General features: G+C 72.6%; 24 protein-coding genes. 21 read left to right on the top strand and 3 right to left on the bottom strand.

Features of this window, described 5'->3' with window-relative positions; all coding sequences use genetic code 11:
• Position 1 precedes the first annotated feature (1 nt).
• Complete coding sequence (locus AC3X7Z_RS19445) at positions 2-916, bottom strand: RecB family exonuclease (protein WP_489976943.1); 915 nt, start codon at positions 914-916, stop codon at positions 2-4.
• 94 nt (positions 917-1,010) lie between these two features.
• Between AC3X7Z_RS19445 and AC3X7Z_RS19440 the strand changes: the two genes are divergently transcribed.
• The 5 genes from AC3X7Z_RS19440 (at position 1,011) to AC3X7Z_RS19420 (ending at position 5,974) form a co-directional block, all read left to right on the top strand.
• Positions 1,011-2,180, top strand: a complete 1,170-nt coding sequence (locus AC3X7Z_RS19440) for a site-2 protease family protein (protein ID WP_489976942.1) — start codon at positions 1,011-1,013, stop codon at positions 2,178-2,180.
• Positions 2,181-2,215: 35 nt separating this feature from the next.
• Positions 2,216-3,208 (top strand): tRNA (adenine-N1)-methyltransferase, encoded by a 993-nt coding sequence (locus tag AC3X7Z_RS19435; protein WP_489976941.1) that lies wholly within the window; start codon positions 2,216-2,218, stop codon positions 3,206-3,208.
• Entirely contained in the window at positions 3,205-3,747 is a 543-nt protein-coding gene (locus AC3X7Z_RS19430; protein ID WP_186342151.1) for a GrpB family protein, read from the top strand. Before AC3X7Z_RS19435 ends, AC3X7Z_RS19430 begins: the two co-directional genes overlap by 4 nt.
• Positions 3,748-3,849: 102 nt before the next feature.
• Positions 3,850-5,595 carry a proteasome ATPase gene (arc, locus tag AC3X7Z_RS19425; protein ID WP_489976940.1) on the top strand — a complete coding sequence of 582 codons (1,746 nt, stop codon included), beginning with the start codon at positions 3,850-3,852 and terminating at the stop codon, positions 5,593-5,595.
• Between the two features lie 10 nt (positions 5,596-5,605).
• Positions 5,606-5,974 carry a hypothetical protein gene (locus AC3X7Z_RS19420; protein ID WP_489976939.1) on the top strand — a complete coding sequence of 123 codons (369 nt, stop codon included), beginning with the start codon at positions 5,606-5,608 and terminating at the stop codon, positions 5,972-5,974.
• Between the two features lie 137 nt (positions 5,975-6,111).
• On the opposite strand, the gene AC3X7Z_RS19415 is transcribed toward AC3X7Z_RS19420, so the two are convergent.
• Positions 6,112-6,735 carry a class I SAM-dependent methyltransferase gene (locus AC3X7Z_RS19415; RefSeq protein ID WP_489976938.1) on the bottom strand — a complete coding sequence of 208 codons (624 nt, stop codon included), beginning with the start codon at positions 6,733-6,735 and terminating at the stop codon, positions 6,112-6,114.
• A 3-nt stretch (positions 6,736-6,738) separates the two neighbouring features.
• Here AC3X7Z_RS19415 and dop point away from each other — a divergent pair, with 3 nt between their 5' ends.
• The 4 genes from dop to prcA all read left to right on the top strand — a co-directional run bounded on the left by dop (position 6,739) and on the right by prcA (position 10,495).
• Positions 6,739-8,259 carry a depupylase/deamidase Dop gene (gene dop, locus AC3X7Z_RS19410; protein ID WP_186342155.1) on the top strand — a complete coding sequence of 507 codons (1,521 nt, stop codon included), beginning with the start codon at positions 6,739-6,741 and terminating at the stop codon, positions 8,257-8,259.
• A 238-nt stretch (positions 8,260-8,497) separates the two neighbouring features.
• Positions 8,498-8,695 (top strand): ubiquitin-like protein Pup, encoded by a 198-nt coding sequence (locus AC3X7Z_RS19405; protein WP_186342156.1) that lies wholly within the window; start codon positions 8,498-8,500, stop codon positions 8,693-8,695.
• The gene (gene prcB, locus AC3X7Z_RS19400) at positions 8,692-9,522 is read left to right on the top strand and encodes a proteasome subunit beta (RefSeq protein WP_241005405.1); all 831 of its coding nucleotides are present in this window, start codon (positions 8,692-8,694) and stop codon (positions 9,520-9,522) included. Before AC3X7Z_RS19405 ends, prcB begins: the two co-directional genes overlap by 4 nt.
• Before the next feature lie 19 nt (positions 9,523-9,541).
• Positions 9,542-10,495, top strand: coding sequence for a proteasome subunit alpha (prcA, locus tag AC3X7Z_RS19395; RefSeq protein ID WP_489976937.1), 954 nt, complete (start codon positions 9,542-9,544; stop codon positions 10,493-10,495).
• Here prcA and AC3X7Z_RS19390 read toward each other — a convergent pair.
• Positions 10,441-10,971 carry a hypothetical protein gene (locus AC3X7Z_RS19390; RefSeq protein WP_186342158.1) on the bottom strand — a complete coding sequence of 177 codons (531 nt, stop codon included), beginning with the start codon at positions 10,969-10,971 and terminating at the stop codon, positions 10,441-10,443. The genes prcA and AC3X7Z_RS19390 overlap by 55 nt on opposite strands.
• 100 nt (positions 10,972-11,071) lie before the next feature.
• Between AC3X7Z_RS19390 and pafA the strand changes: the two genes are divergently transcribed.
• The 12 genes from pafA (at position 11,072) to AC3X7Z_RS19330 (ending at position 23,085) form a co-directional block, all read left to right on the top strand.
• The gene (gene pafA, locus AC3X7Z_RS19385) at positions 11,072-12,433 is read left to right on the top strand and encodes a Pup--protein ligase (protein WP_186342159.1); all 1,362 of its coding nucleotides are present in this window, start codon (positions 11,072-11,074) and stop codon (positions 12,431-12,433) included.
• Between the two features lie 98 nt (positions 12,434-12,531).
• Entirely contained in the window at positions 12,532-13,491 is a 960-nt protein-coding gene (locus tag AC3X7Z_RS19380) for an FKBP-type peptidyl-prolyl cis-trans isomerase (protein WP_186342160.1), read from the top strand.
• Positions 13,492-13,550: 59 nt separating this feature from the next.
• Positions 13,551-14,504, top strand: coding sequence for a helix-turn-helix transcriptional regulator (locus AC3X7Z_RS19375; protein ID WP_241005406.1), 954 nt, complete (start codon positions 13,551-13,553; stop codon positions 14,502-14,504).
• Positions 14,501-15,496, top strand: a complete 996-nt coding sequence (locus AC3X7Z_RS19370) for a helix-turn-helix transcriptional regulator (RefSeq protein ID WP_186342162.1) — start codon at positions 14,501-14,503, stop codon at positions 15,494-15,496. Before AC3X7Z_RS19375 ends, AC3X7Z_RS19370 begins: the two co-directional genes overlap by 4 nt.
• Positions 15,497-15,543: 47 nt before the next feature.
• Positions 15,544-15,876 (top strand): twin-arginine translocase TatA/TatE family subunit, encoded by a 333-nt coding sequence (gene tatA / locus AC3X7Z_RS19365; RefSeq protein WP_186342163.1) that lies wholly within the window; start codon positions 15,544-15,546, stop codon positions 15,874-15,876.
• A 20-nt stretch (positions 15,877-15,896) separates the two neighbouring features.
• Complete coding sequence (gene tatC / locus AC3X7Z_RS19360) at positions 15,897-16,733, top strand: twin-arginine translocase subunit TatC (RefSeq protein ID WP_186342164.1); 837 nt, start codon at positions 15,897-15,899, stop codon at positions 16,731-16,733.
• Positions 16,734-16,756: 23 nt separating this feature from the next.
• Positions 16,757-17,155 (top strand): hypothetical protein, encoded by a 399-nt coding sequence (locus AC3X7Z_RS19355; protein ID WP_186342165.1) that lies wholly within the window; start codon positions 16,757-16,759, stop codon positions 17,153-17,155.
• 67 nt (positions 17,156-17,222) lie between these two features.
• Positions 17,223-18,128: a diacylglycerol kinase gene (locus AC3X7Z_RS19350; protein WP_489976936.1), complete on the top strand. Its 906-nt coding sequence runs from the start codon at positions 17,223-17,225 to the stop codon at positions 18,126-18,128.
• Complete coding sequence (locus AC3X7Z_RS19345; RefSeq protein WP_186342167.1) at positions 18,125-20,929, top strand: DEAD/DEAH box helicase; 2,805 nt, start codon at positions 18,125-18,127, stop codon at positions 20,927-20,929. The genes AC3X7Z_RS19350 and AC3X7Z_RS19345 overlap by 4 nt, the downstream gene beginning before the upstream one ends.
• A 65-nt stretch (positions 20,930-20,994) precedes the next feature.
• Positions 20,995-21,930, top strand: a complete 936-nt coding sequence (locus tag AC3X7Z_RS19340; RefSeq protein WP_186342168.1) for a 5'-3' exonuclease — start codon at positions 20,995-20,997, stop codon at positions 21,928-21,930.
• 10 nt (positions 21,931-21,940) lie between these two features.
• Positions 21,941-22,393: an Lrp/AsnC family transcriptional regulator gene (locus AC3X7Z_RS19335; protein WP_489976935.1), complete on the top strand. Its 453-nt coding sequence runs from the start codon at positions 21,941-21,943 to the stop codon at positions 22,391-22,393.
• 41 nt (positions 22,394-22,434) lie between these two features.
• Complete coding sequence (locus tag AC3X7Z_RS19330) at positions 22,435-23,085, top strand: maleylpyruvate isomerase family mycothiol-dependent enzyme (protein ID WP_489976934.1); 651 nt, start codon at positions 22,435-22,437, stop codon at positions 23,083-23,085.
• Positions 23,086-23,217 lie beyond the last annotated feature (132 nt).

The raw sequence follows: 23,217 nt of genomic DNA, 5'->3' as shown, positions 1-23,217 counted from the left end.
GTCAGTCGGCGGACTCGTCGGCCGAGGCGTCGGTGACGGGCGGGGTGGGAGCGGGGAGGGGCGGGATCGTGCCGCCCTTGGTCGGGCAGTGCTGGTGGAAGGAGCACCAGTCGCACAGCCGCGACGGGCTCGGCCGCCAGTCGCCGGACTCGCGGGCGGCCTGGATCGCCCGCCACACCGCCTCGACCTTGCGCTCGGTGGCGCGGAGGTCGTCCTCGTCGGGCTCGTAGCGCAGGATCTCGCCGTTGCCGAGGTAGATCAGCTGGAGCACCGACGGCACGACGCCGCGCAGCCGCCAGAGGACCAGGGCGTAGAACCGCATCTGGAACAGGGCCTTGGCCTCGTAGCCCTCGCCGGGGCTGCGACCGGTCTTGTAGTCGACCACCCTGATCCGGCCGTCGGGAGCGACGTCGACCCGGTCGACGAAGCCGCGTAGCAGCAGTCGCGAGTCGAGAAGCGTCTCCACGTAGAGCTCGCGCTCGGCCGGCTCGAGGCGCCGGGGGTCCTCGAGGTCGAAGTAGCGCGCCAGCACCGCGCGACAGGACGTGAGCCACGCCGCCACGTCGGGGCCCTCGCCGCCGAACATCGCGCCCAGGTCGGGCTCGGCCTCCAGCAGCGCCTCCCACGCCGGCTCGAGCATGTCGTCGGCGCGCGCGGGGGTGCGGTCGGGGGCGGGGAGGTCGAAGAGGTCCTCCAGCACCTTGTGCACGACCGTGCCGCGCACGGCGTCGGGCGACGGCTCCTCGGGCAGCCGGTCGATCGTGCGGAAGCGGTACATCAGGGGACAGGCCATGAAGTCGCCTGCCCGGCTGGGCGAGATCGCGCCCAGCACGTCCACACCGTCCACCGGTGTCGAGACCCGCTCGGCGGGGGACTCGGTCACGGCATCGGTGGGAGCGGCAAGCGGGTTCGTCATGGCTCGGCTCACCCTAGGCGAGGCATACGACACCGGAGGTCCCGGCGCGCAGCGGCGGACGGTCGCTGTGGGCGGGGTTCGTTAGGGTTCAGACGTGGCCGACCCGACCGAACCAGCCCCCGCCGACGCACGCCGTCAGGCGGCGCCCCGCGCGCCGGGCACCTTCCGGATCGGGTCGATCGCCGGCATCGACGTGCTGATCACCACCTCGTGGTTCGTCATCGCGCTGCTGATCTCCGTCGCGTTCGGTCCACGGATCGAGGCGGTCGAGCCGGGCCTCGGGTTCTGGAAGTACGTCGCGGGCTTCGTGTTCGCGGTCGTGCTCTACCTCTCCGTGCTGCTCCACGAGGCGTCCCACGCCGTCGTCGCCCAACGCCTCGGCTACGGCGTCAACTCGATCACGCTCCACTTCCTGGGCGGCATGACCGAGATCGACGGCACGTCCCGCACGCCCCGCCACGAGTTCTGGATCGCCGTGGTCGGCCCGCTCACCTCGCTCGGGGTCGGCCTCGTCGCGGGTGCGGCGTGGCTGGTGCTCCCCGACGGGCTCGTGGGCATGGCGGTGGGCGGCCTGGCCGCGTCCAACCTGCTGATCGGCGTGCTCAACCTCGTGCCCGGGCTCCCGCTCGACGGGGGCCGGGTGCTCAAGGCGGCCGTGTGGGGTGCCAGCGGCGACCCGCACCGCGGCACCATCGTCGCGGGGTGGGGCGGCCGGGTCACCGCGTTGGCCCTGCTTGCGTGGCCGCTCGCGATGGAGCCGTTGACCGGGACGACGCCCACCGTCCTCGACATCGTGCTCGTCTTCGTCGTCGGCCTGTTCCTGTGGACGGGCGCGACGGCCGCGATGGCGCACGCCCAGCTCCGACGCCGCCTGCCCGACCTGGTCGCCCGGCCGCTCGCCCGGCGTACGCTCACCGTCCCCGAGGACCTCCCCCTCGCCGAGGCCGTGCGCCGCGCCCAGGAGGCACAGGCCGGCAGCATCGTCACCGTCGCCGCCGACGGCACGCCCGTGGGCATCGTCAGCGAGGCGGCCGTGACGGCCATGCCCGCCGACCGGCGTCCGTGGGTCGCGGTGTCCGCGGTGGCGCGCACGATGGAGGACGGGCTGATGCTGCCCGCCACGGTGGCCGGCGAGGACCTCGTCACGGCGATCAGCCGCCGCCCGGCCGAGGAGTACCTGCTCGTCGAGGACGACGGCCGCATCTACGGCGTGCTGGCCACCGCCGACGTCGACCGGGCGTTCCGCGAGAACGCCCGCCGCTGAGGGGAATCCGGCCTCCTGACACTAGGGTGCGGGCCATGTCCGAGCCGTCCGAGCCCTCTCCCGACGTCCCCGCCGAGGCCTGGTCCGGCGTCCACCGCGGCCCCCTGCGCGAGGGTGAGTGGGTGCGCCTGACCGATCAGAAGGGCCGCAAGCACAACTTCGAGCTGGTCGCCGGCAAGCGGTTCTTCTCCAACAAGGGCCACCTCGACCACGACGACATGATCGGTCGCGACGAGGGCTTCACCGTCACCTCGTCGGCCGGCGGGCAGTACCTCGTCTTCCGGCCGCTGCTCAACGAGTTCGTGGTCTCGATGCCGCGCGGTGCGGCGGTCGTCTACCCCAAGGACGCGGCGCAGATCGTCGCGCTGGCCGACATCTACCCCGGGGCCCGCGTGGTGGAGGCGGGGGCCGGGTCGGGGGCGCTGACCTGCTCGCTGCTGCGCGCCGTGGGTCCGTGGGGACGGGTCACGTCGTTCGAGCTGCGCGAGGAGTTCGCCGAGGTCGCCCGCCGCAACGTGCACCAGTTCTTCTCCGCTCCCGACGGGCAGACCCACCCCGCGTGGGACCTGCGCCTCGGTGACCTCAAGGAGGGCCTGCCGGCCCTCGGCGGCCAGGTGGACCGGGTCATCCTCGACATGCTCGACCCCTGGAACTGCGTCGACGTGGTCGCCGACGCCCTGGTGCCCGGCGGGATCGTCTGTGCCTACGTCGCCACCACGACGCAGCTGTCCCGGGTGGTCGAGACGCTGCGCACCCACGGCGGCTTCACCGAGCCGCAGCCGTGGGAGTCCATGGTCCGCGACTGGCACGTCGAGGGGCTCGCTGTGCGGCCGGGCCACAAGATGATCGGACACACGGCGTTCCTGGTCACCGCGCGACGCATGGCCCCGGGGGCGAAGCCGCCGCGCAAGACCCGGCGCCCCGCACCCGGCGCCTACGGGCCCGACTACACCGGGCCCCGCCCCGCCGACATCCCTCCGCACGAGCCGGTCGAGCAGCCCGAGGTCACCCAGCCCGACGAGGCATGAGCGGGATCGAGGTCGTCGACCCCTCGCCCCGCTGGGCCGAGCAGTTCGAGGAGGTCGCCACGGGCCTGCGCGCCGCGCTGGCCGAGGTCCCGACCGCCCGGGTCGAGCACGTGGGCTCCACGTCGGTGCCCGGTCTGGCGGCCAAACCGGTGCTCGACATCGACGTCATCGTGGCGGCCGAGCACGTGGCCGCCGCTGTCGCCGCCCTGGAGTCCGTCGGACACGTCCACCGCGGAGACCTCGGCGTCACCGGCCGCGAGGCGTTCCACGCGCCCGGCCCGCCACGGCGCAACGTCTACGTGTGCACCGCCGGCACCCTGCACGTGCGCAACCACCTCGCGGTCCGCGACGTGCTGCGCACCCGCGACGACCTGCGCGACGCGTACGCCGCCGTCAAGCGCGCCCTCGCGGCGGAGCCCGGGATGGACATCGACTCCTACCTCGCCGGGAAGTCGGCGGTGCTGCAGCAGGTGCTCGAGGCGTCCGGTCGGCTGGCCCCCGAGGAGCTCGACGAGATCCGCCGCCTCAACGGCGGGTGACCCGGCTCCGGCGGCGACGTCGCGAAACGGTGTGGCAACACGCGAGATATCCACTTCCGTCCCGTGGCCCGATGGGTAGTGTCGTCGGACAGGAGGTGCGAGATGTCTGAGTCGACACGCGAGCAGCTTGCCACGCAGGTGCGATACCTGGAGGCGGAGGTCACCGACCTGCGCCGCCGGCTGGAGGACCTGCCCGCGCAGTCCCGCGGCCTCGAGAGCCGCCTCGCCGACACGCAGCGCTCCCTCGCGGCGGTCTCGAGCCAGAACGAGCGGCTCGCGCAGACGCTGCGCGACGCCCGCGACCAGATCACCACGCTCAAGGAGGAGGTCGACCGGCTGGCGCAGCCGCCGGCGGGCTTCGGCACCTTCCTCGCCCGCAACGACGACGACTCGGTCGACGTGTTCACCGGCGGCCGCAAGCTCCGCGTCAGCGTGAGCCCGGCCGTCGAGCTCGACGGCCTGGTGCGCGGGCAGGAGGTCATGCTCAACGAGGCGCTCAACGTCGTCGCCGCGCTCGACTTCGAGCAGGTCGGCGAGGTCGTGATGCTCAAGGAGATCCTCGCCGACGGCGAGCGCGCGCTGGTGATCGCCAACGCCGACGAGGAGCGGGTCGTCCGCCTCGCCGAGCCGCTGTGCGCGGAGGACGTCACCATCCGCGCCGGCGACTCGCTGCTGCTCGACACCCGCGCCGGCTACGTCTACGAGGTCGTGCCGAAGTCGGAGGTCGAGGAGCTCGTCCTGGAGGAGGTGCCCGACATCGACTACACGCAGATCGGCGGCCTCACCACCCAGATCGACGCCATCCGCGACGCCGTCGAGCTGCCCTACCTGCACCCCGAGCTGTTCCGCGACCACGAGCTCAAGCCACCCAAGGGCGTGCTGCTCTACGGGCCCCCCGGCTGCGGCAAGACGCTGATCGCCAAGGCGGTCGCCAACTCGCTGGCCAAGAAGGTCTCCGAGCGCACCGGCGCCTCGGGCAAGTCCTACTTCCTCAACATCAAGGGCCCCGAGCTGCTCAACAAGTACGTCGGCGAGACCGAGCGCCACATCCGCCTCGTCTTCCAGCGCGCGCGGGAAAAGGCCTCGCTCGGCACGCCCGTCATCGTGTTCTTCGACGAGATGGACTCGCTCTTCCGCACCCGCGGCTCGGGCGTCTCCTCCGACGTGGAGAACACGATCGTGCCCCAGCTGCTCAGCGAGATCGACGGTGTCGAGGCGCTGGAGAACGTGCTGGTCATCGGCGCCTCCAACCGCGAGGACATGATCGACCCGGCGATCCTGCGCCCGGGACGACTCGACGTGAAGATCAAGATCGAGCGCCCCGACGCCGAGTCGGCACGCGACATCTTCTCCAAGTACCTCACCCCGACCCTGCCGCTGCACGCCGAGGACCTCGCCGAGTTCGGCCAGGACCGCACCGCCACGGTCGACGCGATGATCCGCGCCACCGTCGAGCGGATGTACACCGAGTCGGAGGAGAACCGGTTCCTCGAGGTCACCTACGCCAACGGCGACAAGGAGGTCCTCTACTTCAAGGACTTCAACTCCGGTGCGATGATCCAGAACATCGTCGACCGCGCCAAGAAGATGGCGATCAAGGACCTCCTCGACAGCGACCTCAACCCCGCCCAGCGCGGGCTGCGGGTCCAGCACATGCTCCAGGCATGCGTCGACGAGTTCAAGGAGAACGAGGACCTGCCCAACACCACCAACCCCGACGACTGGGCGCGGATCTCGGGCAAGAAGGGCGAGCGGATCGTCTTCATCCGCACGCTCATCACCGGCAAGCAGGGCACCGAGCCGGGCCGGTCCATCGACACGGTCGCCAACACCGGCCAGTACCTCTGAGGCCACGGTGGTGACGCGCGACGAGGACCTCGGTCACCGCGACATCGAGGCCGCCCTCGAGACCCGCCGCGAGCTCGGGGCGCGCTACGACGCCGAGCTCGTCGACGGGTTCGCCGAGCGGATCCACCGGGCCGTGGAGCGGCGGGTCGCCGAGGAGCGCGCGCTCGAACTTCGCCGCTCCACGGGCAACGAGGGCGCCCGGATCCGGCAGTTCGTGCTCGGCCTCGTCTCCGTCGGCGCGGGCATCCCGATCACCGTCGCGACCACCGTCGCCACCGACGGAGGGGGCCTGCCCGCCGTGGTCGTCGCGTGGCTGGGCATCATCGGGGTCAACGCCGCCCATGTCTCCGCGGTCAACGGGCAGCGGCGCGATCCCTGACCCCTCCTGGGAGGGGTTGACGCCGACGCGCGGACCACTAGGTTGTGCGGATGCGAACCATCCTGATCATCGTCGTCGTCGTCGTTGTCGTGCTCTTCCTCGTCGGGTTCCTCCGCCGCGGCCGCTGACCTCGGACGTCAGCCGGCCCCGAGCCGGTAGACGTACGTCCAGGGCCGGGACACTCCCGGACCCGGGAGGTAGGACTGCTCGACCTGGTCCACCCGCCAGCCGGCGTCCGCCGCGAGCGCGACGACGTCCCGGGTGAGGTGGCAGCCGCCGGCGACGGCGCGCTGCACGGGCTCGAGGCGCCGCTGCCAGCGGCGTACGGACTCCTCGGGAGCCGCACCGTGCTCCAGCGCGTGCAGCCGTCCGCCCGGGCCGACCACCCGCCTCGCCTCGCGCAGCGCCGCGACCGGGTCGGGGATCGTGCACAGGCTGAACGTCACCAGGGCGCTGTCGTGCGATCCGTCCGGCAGGTCGAGGCGCTGGCCGTCGAGCCCGGCCCGCTCGATCGGCACGTCGCCGCGCGCCCGTCGCGGCTCGGAGAGCTCCCAGCCCAGGTCGGAGGGGTCGATCGCGGTCACCGAGGTGACCGCCGGGGGATACCAGCGGACGTTGAGCCCGCTGCCGAAGCCGACCTCGAGCACCCGCCCGGTGAGGCCCGCGCAGGCGAGCGTGCGCAGCTCGCCCACCTCGTGGCCGCGCAGGCTCAGGTCGGTCAGTCGCGGCACCACCCGCTCGTCCCACACCCGTAGGCTCATCTCATGAGCGTACGACGCGTGATGGGCACGGAGGTCGAGTACGGCATCTCGGTGCAGGGGCTGCCGTCGGCCAACCCGATGGTCGCGTCGTCGCAGATCGTCAACGCCTACGCCAGCTCGACGGTGCGGGCCAGGCGGGCGCGCTGGGACTTCGAGGAGGAGTCCCCGCTGCGCGACGCGCGCGGCTTCGACATGGCCCGCCAGGTGGCCGACGCGAGCCAGCTCACCGACGAGGACCTCGGCCTGGCCAACGTCATCCTCACCAACGGCGCGCGGCTCTACGTCGACCACGCGCACCCGGAGTACTCCTCGCCGGAGGTCACGACCCCGCTCGACGTCGTGCGGTGGGAGAAGGCGGGGGAGCAGGTCATGCTCGACGCCTCGCGGATGGCCGCTCAGGTGCCCGGCAGCACGCCGATCGTGCTCTACAAGAACAACACCGACAACAAGGGCGCCTCCTACGGGGCCCACGAGAACTACCTGACGCGGCGCTCGACGCCGTTCGCCGAGATCGTGCGGCACCTGACGCCGTTCTTCGTCTCCCGCCAGGTGGTCACGGGCGCGGGACGCGTCGGCATCGGCCAGGACGGGCGCGACACCACCGCCGAGCGCGGCTTCCAGATCAGCCAGCGCGCCGACTACTTCGAGGTCGAGGTCGGCCTCGAGACCACGCTCAAGCGACCGATCATCAACACCCGCGACGAGCCGCACGCCGACCCGGCGGTCTACCGCCGCCTGCACGTCATCCTCGGCGACGCCAACCTCGCCGAGGTGTCGATCTACCTCAAGTCCGGCACCACGTCGCTCGTGCTGGCGATGATCGAGGACGGCTTCATCGACCGCGACCTCAGCGTCGACGGCGCCGTCAAGGCGCTGCGCGACGTCTCGCACGACCCGACGCTGCGGCACCTGGTGACCCTGCGTGACGGGCGCCGGCTCACCGCCGTGCAGCTGCAGCTGGAGTACCTCGAGCTCGCCCGCAAGTACGTCGAGGACCGCTACGGCGCCGACGCCGACGAGCAGACCGTCGACGTCCTCACGCGATGGGAGTCGGTGCTGACCCGCCTCGAGCGGGATCCCTTCGAGTGCGCCACCGAGCTCGACTGGGTCGCCAAGCTGAAGCTGCTGCGCCAGTACCGCGACCGCGACGACCTCGACTGGGACGACGCCAAGCTGCACCTGATCGACCTGCAGTACGCCGACGTACGCCCCGACAAGGGCCTCTACCACCGCCTCGCCGCCGCGGGCCGCATCGAGCGGCTGCTCGACGACGCCACCATCGAGGCGGCCATGCACGACCCGCCGACCGACACCCGTGCCTACTTCCGCGGCCGCTGCCTCGACAAGTACGCCGACTCGGTGGCCGCCGCGTCCTGGGACTCGGTGATCTTCGACCTCCCCGGCCGCGAGTCGCTCCAGCGGGTCCCCACGATCGACCCGCTCCGCGGCACCCGCGCCCACGTCGGCGAGCTGATCGACCGCTGCGACACCGCCCAGGCGCTCGTCGCCGCGATCACCCGCTGACGGGCTCGAGGAGGGCTTTCCGGGTCCGCGAGCTCTCGCCGGCCCGCTGTCGGAGTCCCCGCTCGAGCGGGGACTCCGACACCTGGAGGCCGTTGCAACCCCCTCCAGGTGTCGGACTTCCCCTCCATGTCGCCAGCCGAGTCGCCAGCCGAGTCGCCGGCCGAGTCGCCGGCCGACGCGCCGGCCCGTCGACGTGGAACCTCCTTGTGGCGTCGGTGGGAGTGGATAGGGTCGAGTCATGGCCCAGGAGCAGAAGCAGCCGCGTAAGTCCTCGCAGGAGGAGACGGCGACCGAGGAGGTCGCCGAGACCGACGTCGCCGAGCGCAAGGAGATGATCGACGAGGACGTCGACGCGATCCTCGACGAGATCGACGAGGTCCTCGAGACCAACGCCGAGGACTTCGTGAAGTCGTTCATCCAGAAGGGCGGACAGTGAGCGAGAGCCGCCTGCCCACGGCGTTCATGACCCCCGGCACGTCCAGCTTCGCCGACTTCCTCGGGGCGCAGGCCCCCGACCTGCTGCCGTCGCGGCGTGCCGTGCCCGCCGGCGAGGCCGGTGACCTCGCCCCGCACGGCACCACCATCGTCGCTGCCACGTTCGACGGCGGCGTCGTGATGGCCGGCGACCGCCGGGCCACGATGGGCAACATCATCGCCCAGCGCGACATCGAGAAGGTCTTCCCGGCCGACGAGTTCTCCGTGGTCGGCATCGCCGGCACGGCGGGCCTGGCGGTGGAGATGGTGCGGCTGTTCCAGACCGAGCTGGAGCACTACGAGAAGATCGAGGGCACCACGCTGTCGATGGACGGCAAGTCCAACCGTCTCGCCGCGCTGATCCGCGCCAACCTCGGCCTGGCGATGCAGGGCCTGGCCGTCGTGCCGCTCTTCGCCGGCTACGACGTCGCCGCCGGCCACGGCCGGATCTTCAGCTACGACGTGACCGGCGGGCGCTACGAGGAGACGGCCTTCCACTCCGTGGGCTCGGGCTCGCTGTTCGCGCGCGGGTCGCTCAAGAAGCTCTACCGCGAGGACCTCGACGCCGAGGGAGCGGTCACGGCCGTGGTCCAGGCGCTCTACGACGCCGCCGACGACGACTCGGCGACCGGAGGGCCCGACCTGACCCGGCGCATCTTCCCGGTCGTCCACGTGATCACCCCCGACGGCGGCCACCGGCTGACCGACGCGGAGGTCGCCGTCATCGCCGACCGGATGATCGCCGCCCGCATGCTGCGGCCCGACGGCCCCGCCGCGCCCCTCACCTGACGCAGGAGTCACCCATCCCATGAGCATGCCGTTCTACGTCTCGCCCGAGCAGCTGATGAAGGACCGGGCCGACTTCGCCCGCAAGGGCATCGCCCGCGGGCGCTCGGTCATCGCGGTCCAGTACGCCGACGGCGTGCTGTTCGTCTCGGAGAACCCGTCGCAGGCGCTGCACAAGGTCAGCGAGATCTACGACCGGATCGCCTTCGCCGCGGTCGGGCGCTACAACGAGTTCGAGAACCTGCGCATCGCCGGCGTACGCCTCGCCGACATGCGTGGCTACGCCTACGACCGCCGCGACGTCACCGGCCGCGGGCTGGCCAACGCCTACGCCCAGACGCTCGGCACGATCTTCTCCTCCGGCGGCGAGAAGCCGTACGAGGTCGAGATCTTCGTCGCCGAGATCGGCGACGCGCCCGAGGACGACCAGCTCTACCGGCTCACCTACGACGGCCAGGTGGCCGACGAGCACGGCTACGCCGTGATGGGTGGTGCCGCCGACGTCGTGGCGAGCCACCTGGCCGAGCACTACGTCGCCGGCGCCTCGCTCGAGGACGTCCTCCGCGTGGCGGTGGCGGCGTTGGGGCACAGCGACACCGAGGACCGGGTGATCCCCGCCGACGCCCTCGAGGTCGCCGCGCTCGACCGCACCCGCACCCAGCCGCGCAAGTTCCTGCGCGTGCGGGCCTCCCGCATCACCGAGATCCTCGGCGGACGCGGAGCGGAGCAGGCCGACGAGGACGCCGTCGCCGGGGCCGGTCCCCGCCAGTCCGGCGAGGACGACCCGGCCGACCCGACCGACCAGGTCTCGGGAGCCATCGCGCCCCTGGAGGACCCGGTCACGGCCGAGCCGCCCGTGGCGCCTCCCGTCGCTCCTCCGGTCGCGCCTCCGACGACCCCGCCGCCGTCTCCGGCCCCCGGTCAGCCGCCGGCCCCGGGCACCCCTCCGCCGCCCACCGAGCCGGGCGAGATCTGAGCCTCCCGGCTCGTCTCACGCTGCGCCGCGACCCGGCGGTCGAGCGCGCTGATCGCCAGCGAGGCACCGGCCGCCGCGACGCCCATCCACAGGCGCGGGCGGCGTACGCCGCGCCGGCGCAGCCAGCCCTCGGCCCAGCCGTCGACCGACTCGGTCGCCCGGCTCACCCCGCCGACGACGAGGCCCGTGGCCAGGCCGACGGCCGCCGCGGTGCCCGTGCCCAGCCCGCGGGCGTCACCGTCCCGGCCGGAGGCCGGGGTGAAGCGGCCGGGGTCGTGGGCCACCAGCGCGGCGCTCGCTCCGGCCAGCGCCCCCATCCCGCCGTGCATCGCCCAGCGCGCCGGTCGTGACCAGCGCTGCATCGGCAGGCGCGCGGTCGCGACACCGGTGAGCGCCGCGGTCACCAGGTGGGCCGGCCACGAGTCGAGCGCGCTGGTGCGCGGGGGGTGGGCAGGGGCGAGGAGGGTGTCGTCCATGCCCGAGAAGGTAGACGTCGGGGCAAGACCGTGGACCGCCCACCGGGATTTCGGTGCGTGGCGGACCACCGCGCGTGGCACCCGGTCCTAGGGTGTGGACATGGACCGGCGCATCTTCGGCATCGAGAACGAGTACGGCGTCACGTGCACGTTCAAGGGGCAGCGCCGGCTGAGCCCCGACGAGGTGGCCCGCTACCTCTTCCGCAAGGTCGTGAGCTGGGGACGCTCGTCCAACGTCTTCCTGCGCAACGGCGCCCGCCTCTACCTCGACGTCGGCAGCCACCCGGAGTACGCCACTCCCGAGTGCGACGACATCGTCGACCTCGTCACGCACGACAAGGCGGGGGAGCGGATCCTCGAGGGCCTGCTCCTCGACGCCGAGCAGCGCCTCCACGAGGAGGGCATCGCGGGCGACATCTACCTGTTCAAGAACAACACCGACTCCGCCGGCAACTCCTACGGCTGCCACGAGAACTACCTGGTCGGCCGCGCCGGCGAGTTCAGCCGACTGGCCGACATCCTGATCCCGTTCCTGGTGACGCGCCAGATCGTGGTCGGCGCCGGCAAGGTCGTGATGACCCCGCGCGGCGCGTCCTACAGCGTGAGCCAGCGCGCGGAGCACATCTGGGAGGGCGTCAGCAGCGCCACGACGCGCAGCCGCCCGATCATCAACACCCGCGACGAGCCGCACGCCGACGCCGAGCGGTTCCGCCGCCTGCACGTGATCGTCGGCGACTCCAACATGAGCGAGACGACCACCCTGCTCAAGGTCGCCTCCTGCGACCTCGTGCTCCGGATGATCGAGGAGGGGGTGGTGATGCGCGACCTCAGCATGGAGAACCCCATCCGCGCCATCCGCGAGATCAGCCACGACACCACCGGGCGCCGCAAGGTCCGCCTCGCCAACGGTCGCGAGGCGAGCGCGCTGGAGATCCAGGCCGAATACCTGTCCAAGGCCCGCGACTTCGTCGACCGCCGTCAGATCTCCACCCCCACGATCGAGCGGGCGCTCGACCTGTGGGAGCGCGGCCTCAAGGCCGTCGAGTCCGACGACCTGGGCCTGGTGGACCGCGAGATCGACTGGGTCATCAAGCTCAAGCTGATCGAGCGCTACCGCGCCAAGCACGGGCTCTCGCTGGGCGACGCCCGGATCGCGCAGCTCGACCTCGCCTACCACGACATCCACCGAGGCCGGGGCCTCTACTACCTGCTGGAGAAGCGCGGGGCCGTCGCCCGGGTCAGCAGCGACCTCAAGATCTTCGAGGCCAAGAGCGTGCCGCCGCAGAACACCCGCGCCCGGCTGCGTGGCGAGTTCATCCGCCGCGCGCAGGAGCGCCGCCGCGACTTCACCGTCGACTGGGTGCACCTCAAGCTCAACGACCAGGCCCAGCGCACCGTGCTCTGCAAGGACCCGTTCAAGGCCTACGACGAGCGCGTCCAGCGGCTGATCGACGGCATGTGAGGATCCTCGACGCCGCGCGTGGCGGTGTCGGGGCCTGCCGGGTGGGGATCGCTGGATAGGGTGACCGGGCAACGCCGACCGATCGAACAGGTGAATCCGTGTCTCGTGTACGTTCCGCTGCCCTCAGCGGTGTCCTCGCCCTCAGCATGCTCGGACTGGCCGCGTGCGGCTCGGAGTCCAGCGACACCGACGAGGGTGGCGCGCCGCTCAGCTCGGTGACCATCGAGGGCAAGCAGGGCGAGGAGCCCAAGGTGACCTTCGACGGGCGCCTCGACGGCTCGAAGGACGAGACCGAGGTCCTCGTCGAGGGAGACGGCGACGAGGTCGCCGACGGCGACACCGTGCAGGCCAACTGGTGGATCGGCAACGGCTTCACCGAGGAGGAGGCGCAGAGCACCTGGACCAAGGGCGGCGGGACCAAGTCGGTGGAGATGGCCGACGACGTGCTGCCGTTCCTGCGGGAGGCCATCATCGGCAACCAGGTGGGCGACCGCGTGGTGCTGCTGACCTCGGCCGAGAAGGCGTTCGGCGAGGGCGGCCGCCCCGACATCGGCATCGGCAACCGCGACGCCGTGCTGGCGGTCGTCGACATCCTCGGCACGGCCGAGACCGTGCCGCCCCTCGACGGCCCCCAGGGCGAGAAGAAGAAGCCCGCGGGCTGGGCGCCGAGCCTGGTCGAGAAGGACGGCGTGATCACCGGCCTCGATTTCACGACGGCTCACGAGCCCAGCGGCGAGCTGATCGCCACCACGCTCGTCAAGGGCGACGGCGCCAAGGTGAAGGCGGGGCAGACCCTGACCGTCGACTACCTCGGCCAGGTCTACGGGGCCGACGCGCCCTTCGACGAGTCCTACAGCGGCGAGCCGGCCGAGTTCCCCATCGGCGTCGGGCAGGTCATCCCGGGCTGGGACGAGCGACTGGTCGGGCGCACCGTCGGCTCGCGGGTGATCATCGAGATCCCGCCGGCCAAGGGCTACGGTGGCAAGGGCAACGACCAGGCCGGCATCAAGGGCACCGACACCCTGTTCTTCGTCGTCGACATCCTGGCCGCCTCCTGATCCGAGGGGCCGGCGGGAGGAGCGGGGCAGGCATGGCGACGCCACGAGCAGAGCGGCTGATGAACCTGCACATCCTGCTGCTCGGAGCCAAGCGCTTCATCGGCAAGGACGCGATCCGCGAGGCGTGCTATCCCGAGCACCCCCGCGGGCCGGCCGGCGACGAGGCGTTCGAACGGGCCTTCGAGCGCGACAAGGACGCGCTGCGCCAGATCGGCGCGGTCATCGAGGTCGGCAGCGCGGACGCGTTCTTCGACGACGAGATCGGCTACCGCATCCCCACCGAGCAGACGTCGCTCCCCGAGATCCGCTTCGAGTCCGACGAGGCCGCCGTGCTGGGCCTCGCCGCGCAGGTCTGGCAGCAGGCGACGCTGGCCAAGGCGACCGGCCGCGCCCTGGCCAAGCTGAAGGGACAGGGCGTCGAGATCGACCCCTCGCGCCTCGAGGTCGTCGCTCCCGCCATCACCGCCGACGAGCCGGCGTTCGAGCCGCTGTGGGACGCGACCGGCAAGCGCCGACAGGTCAGCTTCCCCTACCAGCGCGCCGACGAGACCGAGCCGACCACCCGCCGCGTCCAGCCGTGGGGCCTGGTGCGGTCGTCGGGCCGCTGGTACGTCGTCGGCTTCGACGTCGACCGCGGCGCCGAGCGCGTCTTCCGGCTCTCGCGCATCGTCGGCCCGGTCCGGGCCAGCGGCCGGTCCGGGGCGTACGACGTCCCCGCGGGCACCGACGTCCGTGAGGTCGCGCGGCGGCTCTCGCCGTCGGTGCCGTCGGTCCGCGCGGAGATCCGGGTGCGCCAGGGCACGGGTGTCGGGCTGCGCCGGCGCGCGGAGTCGGTCACCCCGCTCGCGGACCGTCCCGGCTGGGACGCCGTGGTGGTCGAGGGCACGGTGCCCGAGCTGTCCGACGAGGTGCTCACCTGCGGCGCCGACGCGGTCGCCGAGGCGCCGCAGTCGCTGCGCGACGAGGTCGTCGCCCGGCTGCGCGCCGTGGCCGGAGCGGGGGAGGACCGATGACCGCGCAGGCCGGAGACACCGCGCCCGACCAGGTCGCGCGCCTGCTCGCGCTGGTGCCCTACCTGCTCGCCCGCGGCGAGGTGCGCCTCGAGGACGCCGCGGCGCACTTCGGCACCGACGCCGAGCAGATCGAGCGTGATCTGCGGCTGCTGTTCATGACCGGGCTCTCCCCGGGGCTGCCCGGCGACCTGATCGAGGTGGACCTCGACGCGCTCGAGGGCGACCGGGTCATCCGCGTCGACAACGCCGACTACCTCGCCCGTCCGGTGCGCTTCTCGCCCGCCGAGGCCACCTCGCTCGTCGTCGCGCTCCGCACCATGGTCGACACCGCCCCGGCCGAGGCCCGCGAGCTCATCGAGCGCACCCTCGCCAAGCTGGAGGAGGCGGCGGGCCAGGACGACGAGGGCCTCCTGCGCCTCCACGTCGCCCCCACCCCGCTCGAGCGCAGCGCCGTGGTGCCGGTCCTGGAGTCGGCCATCTCCCACGGCCACCAGGTCGAGATCACCTACCACGTGCCGTCGCGCGACCAGGAGTCCCAGCGGGTCGTCGACCCGCGCGGCCTCGCCCGCGTCGAGGACCTGCTCTACCTCGACGCCTGGTGCCACACGGCCGGCGGCGACCGGGCGTTCCGGGTCGACCGCATCGTGGCCGCCACCGAGCTCGACAGCCCCGTCGCCGACCCCGGGGCGCGCGCCCGCGACCTCACCGGCGGCTGGTTCACCGACGCCGAGACCACCACCGTGACGCTGCGCCTGGCGCCCCCCGCGCGGTGGGTGGCCGAGTACTACCCGGTGACGGGGCGCCGTCCCGGCCCGGACGGCACGCTCGACGTCGACCTGGAGGTCGCCAGCGAGGAGTGGGCCAAGTCGCTGCTGCTGCGGCTGGCGCCCCACGCCACCCTGCTCGCGCCGACGGCCTGGGCCGAGGCGTTCACGGCGGCCGCCCGGGCGGCGCTCCGCCTCTACGCGCACGACGGCGTAGACTCCGACTGATCGCCCGAGCGACATCCACACAACCGCACGAATGACGGAGTGAGACCATGTTCAACCCGATGATCGGCATGCCGCAGGGTCTCGAGTGGCTCGTGATCCTGGCGATCGTGGTGCTCGTGTTCGGTGCCGCCAAGCTGCCCGACCTCGCCCGCAGCTCCGGACAGGCGCTCCGCATCTTCAAGACGGAGACCAAGGGCCTGCGCGACGACGACACCGACAAGACGCCCGAGCAGCGCGAGATCGAGGCGCGCGCCAAGGCCGCCGACGCCGCCCGCGACCAGACCCACGGCCAGTCCCACGACCAGACCCTCGACCGCGCGCCCCGCGGTGACGCGTCGGGTGAGGTGCTCCGCGAGCGGCGCGACGACACCACCGCCTGAGTCCAGGAGTCCCGAGGAGCGTGAGGATCGCCGGTCTCGTCGGCCTGTTCAAGGGGCCGCCGAAGGACGCCGTGGGCCCCGACGGCCGGATGGCGCTCGCCGACCACTTCCGCGAGTTCCGGGCCCGGCTGCTGCGGTGCCTGCTCGTCTTCGTGCTGGCACTGGCCGTGGCGCTGGTGTTCCGGCACTTCCTGATCGACCTCGTCTACGGCCCCTACGAGGACGCGCAGGCCAAGCTCCCCGAGGGCACCACCACCGCGACCACCAGCGGCGCCGGAGCCGGCCTGCTGCTCTGGCTGACCCTGTGCGGGTTCGCCGCCGCCATCGTGACCGCGCCCTACTGGCTCTACCAGATCTGGGCGTTCGTCCTCCCCGGGCTCTACGAGCAGGAGCGGCGGATGAGCCGCATCTTCGTGGCGGTCGCCGGGCCCCTCTTCCTCGCCGGCATCGTCCTGGGCTACGTGACGCTGCCCGTGGCCCTCGAGGTGCTCATCGGCTTCAACCCCGAGGGCGTCACCAACCTCATCGACTTCAACGACTACCTGCAGTTCTTCACCCGCACCCTGTTCGTGTTCGGGCTGGCGTTCAACATCCCCGTGTTCGTGGTGCTGCTCAACTTCGCGGGCGTCGTCAAGGGCTCCGCCCTCAAGGCCTACCGGCCGTGGATCGTCATCGGCACCTTCATCTTCGCCGCCGTCGCGACGCCCTCGGCCGACCCCTTCACCATGACGCTGATGGCGGTGCCGATGGTGCTGCTGTTCTTCGCCTCCGAGGCGATCGCCCGGTTCAACGACCGGCGACGCGAGCGGCGCGCGCCCAACGCGGGCCTCGCGCCGGACGAGCTGTCACCCCTCTGAGGGCGCTCTGACAGGGTGGTGCCATGCAGCACGCCGCCCTCACCGACATCGACCCGTTCGACCTGCCGGAGTGGCTGGGCACCAGTGACGTGGTCTGGCGCGCCGACGCCGGGCTGCGCACCGGGCACCTGGTGGAGGGCCGGTTGACGGCCGCCGACGACCCGGCGCAGGAGATCGTGTGCGACCTGCTGGCGGTCGACGAGGCCTACCCCGCCCCGGTGGTCGACGACCCGACGCGGCTGCGGGTGCACCAGGCCTGGCGGCACGGCCAGGTGATGGTCGGTGAGCGCGGGTCGCGGCTGGCCCTGGCCGTCCCGGGCACCGGCTTCGGCCCCGAGCTGGTCCTGGAGGCCCTCGGGCGTCTGGCCCGCGCGGTGGGGGCCCGCCCGGAGCGCTACGCCGCCCTGCTGCGGCTCGGCTGACCCCTCGCGGCGCGCACCGGCGACGTGCCCGCCCGCCCGAGTCGGTGCCGGGGGATAGGGTCGCGCCATGCTCCACCCCGCGGCTCCCGAGCACCAGGTGCGAGGGCGCGAGATCGCCCTGCTGACCAACCCGACGGCCGGCGGCGGCCGCGGAGCCCGGCACCGCGACGTCGCGCTGGCCCGGCTCCGCGAGGCCGGGTTCGTGGTGCGCAACCTCCAGGGCCGCGACGCTGACGAGGCGGCCGACCTGGCCAGCGCCTGCGTCGCCGACGGTGTCGAGGCGCTCGTGCTGTGCGGCGGTGACGGGCTGGTCCACCTCGGCCTGCAGGCCGTGGCCGGCACCGGCGTACCCCTCGGCCTGATCCCGAGCGGCACCGGCAACGACGTCGCGCGCTACCTCGGCCTCCCGCGCACCGACCCGGCAGCGGCCGCCGATCGGGTGATCGCCTCGCGGCGACGCACCATCGACCTCGCCCGCAGCGGCGACCGCTGGTTCGTCACGGTGCTCGCCGCCGGGTTCGACGCGATCGTCAACGAGCGCGCCAACGCGATGACGTGGCCGCGCGGGCAGATGCGCTACACCCTCGCCACCCTCGCCGAGCTGCGCACGTTCCGGCCGATTCCCTACGTGCTGCAGCTCGACGACGACACCGTCGAGCACGAGGCGATGCTCGTCGCGGTGGGCAACGGTCCGTCGTTCGGGGGCGGGATGCGCATCACCGAGGGCGCGCTGCTCGACGACGGGCTGCTCGACGTCGTCGTGATCACCCGGATGAGCAAGACCAAGCTGGTGCGCTCCTACCCGCGGCTGTTCACCGGCAAGGTCCACGGCGTCGCCGAGTACGTCCACCGCCGGGTGCGCTCGGTGACGGTCGCGGCGCCCGGCATCGTGTCGTACGCCGACGGCGAGCGCTTCGGCCCACTGCCCCTGACCATCGACTGCGTCCCCGGCGCCCTGGAGGTGATCGCATGAGCGAGCACGACGACCAGTCCACCCCGGCGGAGCGCTACGCCGCGTTCCGTCGCGACAAGCCCTACCCGATGCTCAAGGACTTCGCCGGCCTCTACGGCTTCGAGCTCGACGACTTCCAGGTGCGTGCCTGCCGCGAGATCGAGGACGGGCGCGGAGTGCTCGTCGCGGCCCCGACCGGCTCGGGCAAGACGATCGTCGGCGAGTTCGCCATCCACCTCGCCCTGCAGACCGGGCGCAAGGCGTTCTACACCACGCCCATCAAGGCGCTGTCCAACCAGAAGTACCACGACCTGGTCAAGCGCTACGGCGCCGCCAACGTCGGCCTGCTGACCGGCGACAACGTCGTCAACGGCGAGGCACCCGTGGTCGTGATGACCACCGAGGTGCTGCGCAACATGCTCTACGCCGGCTCGCGCACGCTGCTCAACCTCGGCTTCGTCGTGATGGACGAGGTCCACTACCTCGCCGACCGGATGCGCGGCGCGGTGTGGGAGGAGGTGATCATCCACCTGCCCGAGTCGGTGACGCTGGTGTCGCTGTCGGCGACGGTGTCCAACGCCGAGGAGTTCGGCGAGTGGCTGGAGACCGTGCGCGGCGAGACCACCACCATCGTGGAGGAGAAGCGGCCGGTGCCGCTGTTCCAGCACGTCATGGTGGGGCGCCGCCTGCTCGACCTGTTCGCCTCCTCCGACGTCGACGCGAGCGCCGGCTTCGTCAAGGAGGGGGCCCCGGTCAACGACGAGCTCACCCGCATCGCACGCGACGACTGGGCCAGCTCCCGGTTGATGCGCGACCGGCGCTCGCCCCGCAAGGGCAGGCCAGGCTCGTCGAAGAACCCCCGTGCCGTCGGCAACGGCCGCCGGGTGTGGATCCCGAGCCGCGTCGACGTCGTCGAGCGCCTCGACCGCGAGGGCCTGCTCCCGGCGATCGTCTTCATCTTCAGCCGGGCCGGCTGCGACGCCGCCGTCACCCAGCTCGTGCAGGCCAACATCCGGCTCACGACGGCGGCCGAGCGCGACGAGATCTTCGCGCGGGTCGAGGAGGCCTCGCGCACCCTGCCCGAGGAGGACCTCCACGTCCTGGGCTACCACGAGTTCCTCGACGGCCTCACCCGCGGCGTCGCCGCCCACCACGCCGGGCTGCTGCCGGCGTTCAAGCAGGTCGTCGAGGAGCTGTTCCAGGACGGCCTGGTCAAGGTCGTCTTCGCCACCGAGACGCTGGCGCTCGGCATCAACATGCCCGCGCGCACGGTCGTGATCGAGAAGCTCTCGAAGTGGAACGGCGAGACCCACGCCGAGCTGACCCCGGGGGAGTACACCCAGCTCACCGGGCGGGCCGGTCGTCGCGGGCTCGACATCGAGGGACACGGCGTCGTGCTCTACCAGCCCGGGATGAACCCGGGCGAGGTCGCCGGGCTCGCCTCCACCCGCACCTACCCGCTGCGCTCCTCGTTCCGCCCGTCCTACAACATGGCCGTCAACCTGGTGCACCAGTTCGGCCGCGCGCGCTCACGTGAGCTGCTCGAGCAGTCGTTCGCCCAGTTCCAGGCCGACAAGGCCGTCGTCGGTCTGGCCCGGCAGGTGCACAAGGCGGAGGAGGCCCTCGACGGCTACCGCGAGGCGGCGACGTGCCACCTCGGCGACTTCATGGAGTACGCCGGCCTGCGCCGCCGCATCTCCGACCTCGAGAAGGGCGCCGCGCGCGAGCGCCGCCTCGACCGGCGCGAGGAGGCGATGAAGTCCCTCGGCAAGCTGCGGCCCGGCGACGTGATCCACGTGCCGGCGGGCAAGTTCAGCGGGCTCGCCGTGGTGATCGACCCGGGCCACTCCGGCGACGAGCCCCGCCCCTACGTCGTCACCGCCGACCGACAGGCCCGGCGACTTGCGCCGATGGACTTCCCGACCCCGGTCGAGGCGATCGGGCGCCTGCGGATCCCCAAGTCGTTCAACGGCCGCAACCCCGCCATGCGGCGCGACCTCGCCACCGCGCTGCGCGCCAAGGCCCACGGCCTCGACGCCCCCGGCGCGCGCCGCACCCGTCAGCGCGACTCGTTCAGCGACACCCCCACCGACCGGGAGATCGGCCGGCTGCGCGCGGAGCTGAAGGCCCACCCGTGCCACCAGTGCCCCGAGCGCGAGGACCACGCCCGCTGGGCCGAGCGCTGGTACAAGCTCGAGCGTGACACCGAGACGCTCAAGCGCCGCGTCGACAACCGCACCAACACCGTCGCGCGCACCTTCGACCGGGTGTGCGACGTGCTGACGGCGCTCGACTACCTCGAGGGCGACACGGTCACCGAGAAGGGCTCGCACCTGCGGCGCCTCTACACCGACATGGACCTCGTCGCCGCCGAGGCGATCCGGGCCGGGCTCTTCGACGACCTCGCACCGTCGGAGCTGGCGGCGGTGCTCTCGGCGCTGGTCTTCGAGGCGCGCCGCGCCGACGACGCCTCCTCGCCGAAGATGCCCGGCGGGCAGGTGCGGCCGGTGCTGGCCGAGCTCGTGCGCGTCTGGGGCCAGCTCGACGCGCTGGAGCGCGACCACCGCCTCGACTTCCTCCGCGAGCCCGACCTCGGGTTCGCGTGGGCGGCGTGGCGCTGGGCCGAGGGCGACGACCTCGACGACGTGCTGATGGTGACCGGGCTGTCGGCCGGCGACTTCGTCCGCTGGATGAAGCAGCTCCTCGACCTCTGCGGCCAGGTGGCCGACGCGGCGGGCGAGCGTGAGCTGCGCGAGACGGCCCGCGCGACGGCCCGCCTGCTCAAGCGCGGTGTGATCGCCTACAGCGTCCTGGCCGACTGACGACCCCGCGAGTCGGCGACCGGTGCGGCCGGTCGCCGACGCCCGGATGTGGAAGGCTTCCGGCCATGGCCACCGGCGACCGCCTCCTGCTGCTCGACACCGCCTCGCTCTACTTCCGGGCGTTCTTCGGCGTGCCCGACTCGGTCAAGGCGCCCGACGGGACGCCGGTCAACGCGGTGCGTGGGCTGATGGACTTCATCAGCCGGCTGGTGGGGGAGTACGACCCGACGCACCTGGCCTGCTGCTGGGACGACGACTGGCGCCCGCAGTGGCGCGTCGACCTGCTCCCGTCCTACAAGGCGCACCGGGTGGTGCGCGAGGTGCCTGGCCCGCGGCCCGACGTCGAGGAGGTGCCCGACCCGCTCGAGGCGCAGGTGCCGGTCATCCGCGAGGTGCTCGCGGCCTACGGCATTCCCGTGGTGGGACACGCCGAGATGGAGGCCGACGACGTCATCGGCACCCTGGCCACCGGCGCGGGGATGCCGGTCGACATCGTCACCGGCGACCGTGACCTGTTCCAGCTCGTCGACGACGAGGCCGAGGTGCGGGTGCTCTACGTCGCGCGCGGCGTCAGCAAGCACGAGCGGGTCGACAACGCCTGGGTGCGCGCCAAGTACGGCGTCGACGCCCGGCAGTACGCCGACCTCGCCACGTTGCGAGGCGACGCCTCCGACGGCCTCCCCGGCGTCGCCGGGGTCGGCGACAAGACGGCTGCGACGCTGCTCGGCAGGTTCGGCACGGTCGAGGCGATCATCGCGGCGGCGGGCGACCCCGACTCCGACATGGGACCCGGTCCGCGGGGCAAGATCAAGGCCGCCGCCGACTACCTGGCGGTGGCGCCGCGCGTGGTCGCCGTGCGTCGCGACCTCGACCTCGGCTCGCCCGACCTGACCCGCCCGCGTACGCCCGCCGACCACGACGCGGTGGTCGCCCTCGACGCCCGCTGGGGCCTCGGCTCGTCTGCCGTGCGCCTCGTGCAGGCGCTGTCGGGATCGGACTAGGGTGGCGAGCGTGAGCTCCTCCGAGGTCGACGCCAAGGACCGCCAGATCCTCGCGCTGCTGGCGACCGACGGCCGGATGTCGTTCACCGACCTCGGCAAGGCGACCGACCTGTCGACCTCCGCGGTGCACCAGCGCGTCAAGCGGCTCGAGCAACGCGGGCTGATCAAGGGCTACGGCGCGACGATCGACCACGAGCAGCTCGGCCGCCCGCTCACGGCGTTCATCTCGATCACCCCGATCGACCCCTCCCAGCCCGACGACTACCCCGAGCGGCTGATGGGCATCTCGGAGATCGAGTCGTGCTGGTCGGTCGCCGGCGAGGAGTCCTACATCCTCAAGATCCGCGTCGCCACGCCGTACGCGCTCGAGGAGATGCTGGCCCGGATCCGCGCGGCCGCGAGCGTGTCGACCCGCACCACGATCGTGCTGTCGACCCCCTACGAGAACCGTCCACTCGACTGACCCGGGCAGGTCCCGGACGTCGCCCTCGGCAGGAGAGCGCCATGACCACCGACTCCGCACTTCTCGACCTCCTCCGGACCGAGCGAGGCGCGTTGATCGACACGCTGCGCGCGCTGGACGACGCCCGGTGGCAGGTGCCGTCCCTCTGCGCCGGCTGGCGGGTGGTCGACGTCGCCGCCCACCTGGCATGGGCGCCCGTCCTCGGCCCCGGCGCCGCCGCGGCCGCGCTGGCCCGCCACGGCTTCTCGATCAACCGGATGATCGAGCGGTCGGCGGTCGAGTGGTCCGGTCGCGGGCACAAGGCGATCCTGGACCGGCTCGAGCGCAACCTCGCCGATTACGCCCGCCCGGCGGGGATGCCGGTGGTCGCCGCCCTGGCCGACGCCGTCGTGCACGGCCTCGACGTGCGCCGCCCGCTCGGCCTGCCCCACGCGGTGCCGCCGGAGGCCCTGGCCCCGGTGGCCGACTTCGCCCTCCGCACGCCGTGGCCGCTGACCGCCGTGGTCGGCGGCAGCGCGCGGCGCCGGGTGGCGGGCGTACGCCTCGTCGCCGAGGACGCCGGCTGGTCCCACGGCTCGGGCCCCGAGGTCCGCACGAGCGCGGAGGCGGTGCTCCTCCTGCTCCACGGCCGCGCGCCCGCCCCCGCCGAGCTCTCAGGCCCCGGGGCGAGCGTGGTGCTCGCCCGCCTCTGATCCGGGCTCTGGGCGCGTCGCCGGCTGCGGGTGTTGGTCGGTCGTGGCGGAGGCCCCCCCCCCACAGGGACCCCACCACCCCTAGAGCGTTTCCACCCCCCCCCAATGTCGGAATACCCCCCCCAGTCAGCG

Source organism: Nocardioides sp. Z24_21 (genome assembly GCF_058134345.1).
This window is presented reverse-complemented; position numbering and strand designations above follow the sequence as displayed.

What these genes read in the sequence shown, in the direction of transcription:
- AC3X7Z_RS19445 (WP_489976943.1), bottom strand. Translation starts at nt 916, where the DNA reads ATGACGAACCCGCTTGCCGCTCCCACCGATGCCGTGACCGAGTCCCCC.
- AC3X7Z_RS19435 (WP_489976941.1), top strand. Translation starts at nt 2,216, where the DNA reads ATGTCCGAGCCGTCCGAGCCCTCTCCCGACGTCCCCGCCGAGGCCTGG.
- AC3X7Z_RS19430 (WP_186342151.1), top strand. Translation starts at nt 3,205, where the DNA reads ATGAGCGGGATCGAGGTCGTCGACCCCTCGCCCCGCTGGGCCGAGCAG.
- arc (WP_489976940.1), top strand. Translation starts at nt 3,850, where the DNA reads ATGTCTGAGTCGACACGCGAGCAGCTTGCCACGCAGGTGCGATACCTG.
- AC3X7Z_RS19415 (WP_489976938.1), bottom strand. Translation starts at nt 6,735, where the DNA reads ATGAGCCTACGGGTGTGGGACGAGCGGGTGGTGCCGCGACTGACCGAC.
- dop (WP_186342155.1), top strand. Translation starts at nt 6,739, where the DNA reads ATGAGCGTACGACGCGTGATGGGCACGGAGGTCGAGTACGGCATCTCG.
- AC3X7Z_RS19405 (WP_186342156.1), top strand. Translation starts at nt 8,498, where the DNA reads ATGGCCCAGGAGCAGAAGCAGCCGCGTAAGTCCTCGCAGGAGGAGACG.
- prcA (WP_489976937.1), top strand. Translation starts at nt 9,542, where the DNA reads ATGAGCATGCCGTTCTACGTCTCGCCCGAGCAGCTGATGAAGGACCGG.
- AC3X7Z_RS19390 (WP_186342158.1), bottom strand. Translation starts at nt 10,971, where the DNA reads ATGGACGACACCCTCCTCGCCCCTGCCCACCCCCCGCGCACCAGCGCG.
- pafA (WP_186342159.1), top strand. Translation starts at nt 11,072, where the DNA reads ATGGACCGGCGCATCTTCGGCATCGAGAACGAGTACGGCGTCACGTGC.
- AC3X7Z_RS19375 (WP_241005406.1), top strand. Translation starts at nt 13,551, where the DNA reads ATGAACCTGCACATCCTGCTGCTCGGAGCCAAGCGCTTCATCGGCAAG.
- AC3X7Z_RS19370 (WP_186342162.1), top strand. Translation starts at nt 14,501, where the DNA reads ATGACCGCGCAGGCCGGAGACACCGCGCCCGACCAGGTCGCGCGCCTG.
- tatA (WP_186342163.1), top strand. Translation starts at nt 15,544, where the DNA reads ATGTTCAACCCGATGATCGGCATGCCGCAGGGTCTCGAGTGGCTCGTG.
- AC3X7Z_RS19355 (WP_186342165.1), top strand. Translation starts at nt 16,757, where the DNA reads ATGCAGCACGCCGCCCTCACCGACATCGACCCGTTCGACCTGCCGGAG.
- AC3X7Z_RS19350 (WP_489976936.1), top strand. Translation starts at nt 17,223, where the DNA reads ATGCTCCACCCCGCGGCTCCCGAGCACCAGGTGCGAGGGCGCGAGATC.
- AC3X7Z_RS19345 (WP_186342167.1), top strand. Translation starts at nt 18,125, where the DNA reads ATGAGCGAGCACGACGACCAGTCCACCCCGGCGGAGCGCTACGCCGCG.
- AC3X7Z_RS19340 (WP_186342168.1), top strand. Translation starts at nt 20,995, where the DNA reads ATGGCCACCGGCGACCGCCTCCTGCTGCTCGACACCGCCTCGCTCTAC.
- AC3X7Z_RS19330 (WP_489976934.1), top strand. Translation starts at nt 22,435, where the DNA reads ATGACCACCGACTCCGCACTTCTCGACCTCCTCCGGACCGAGCGAGGC.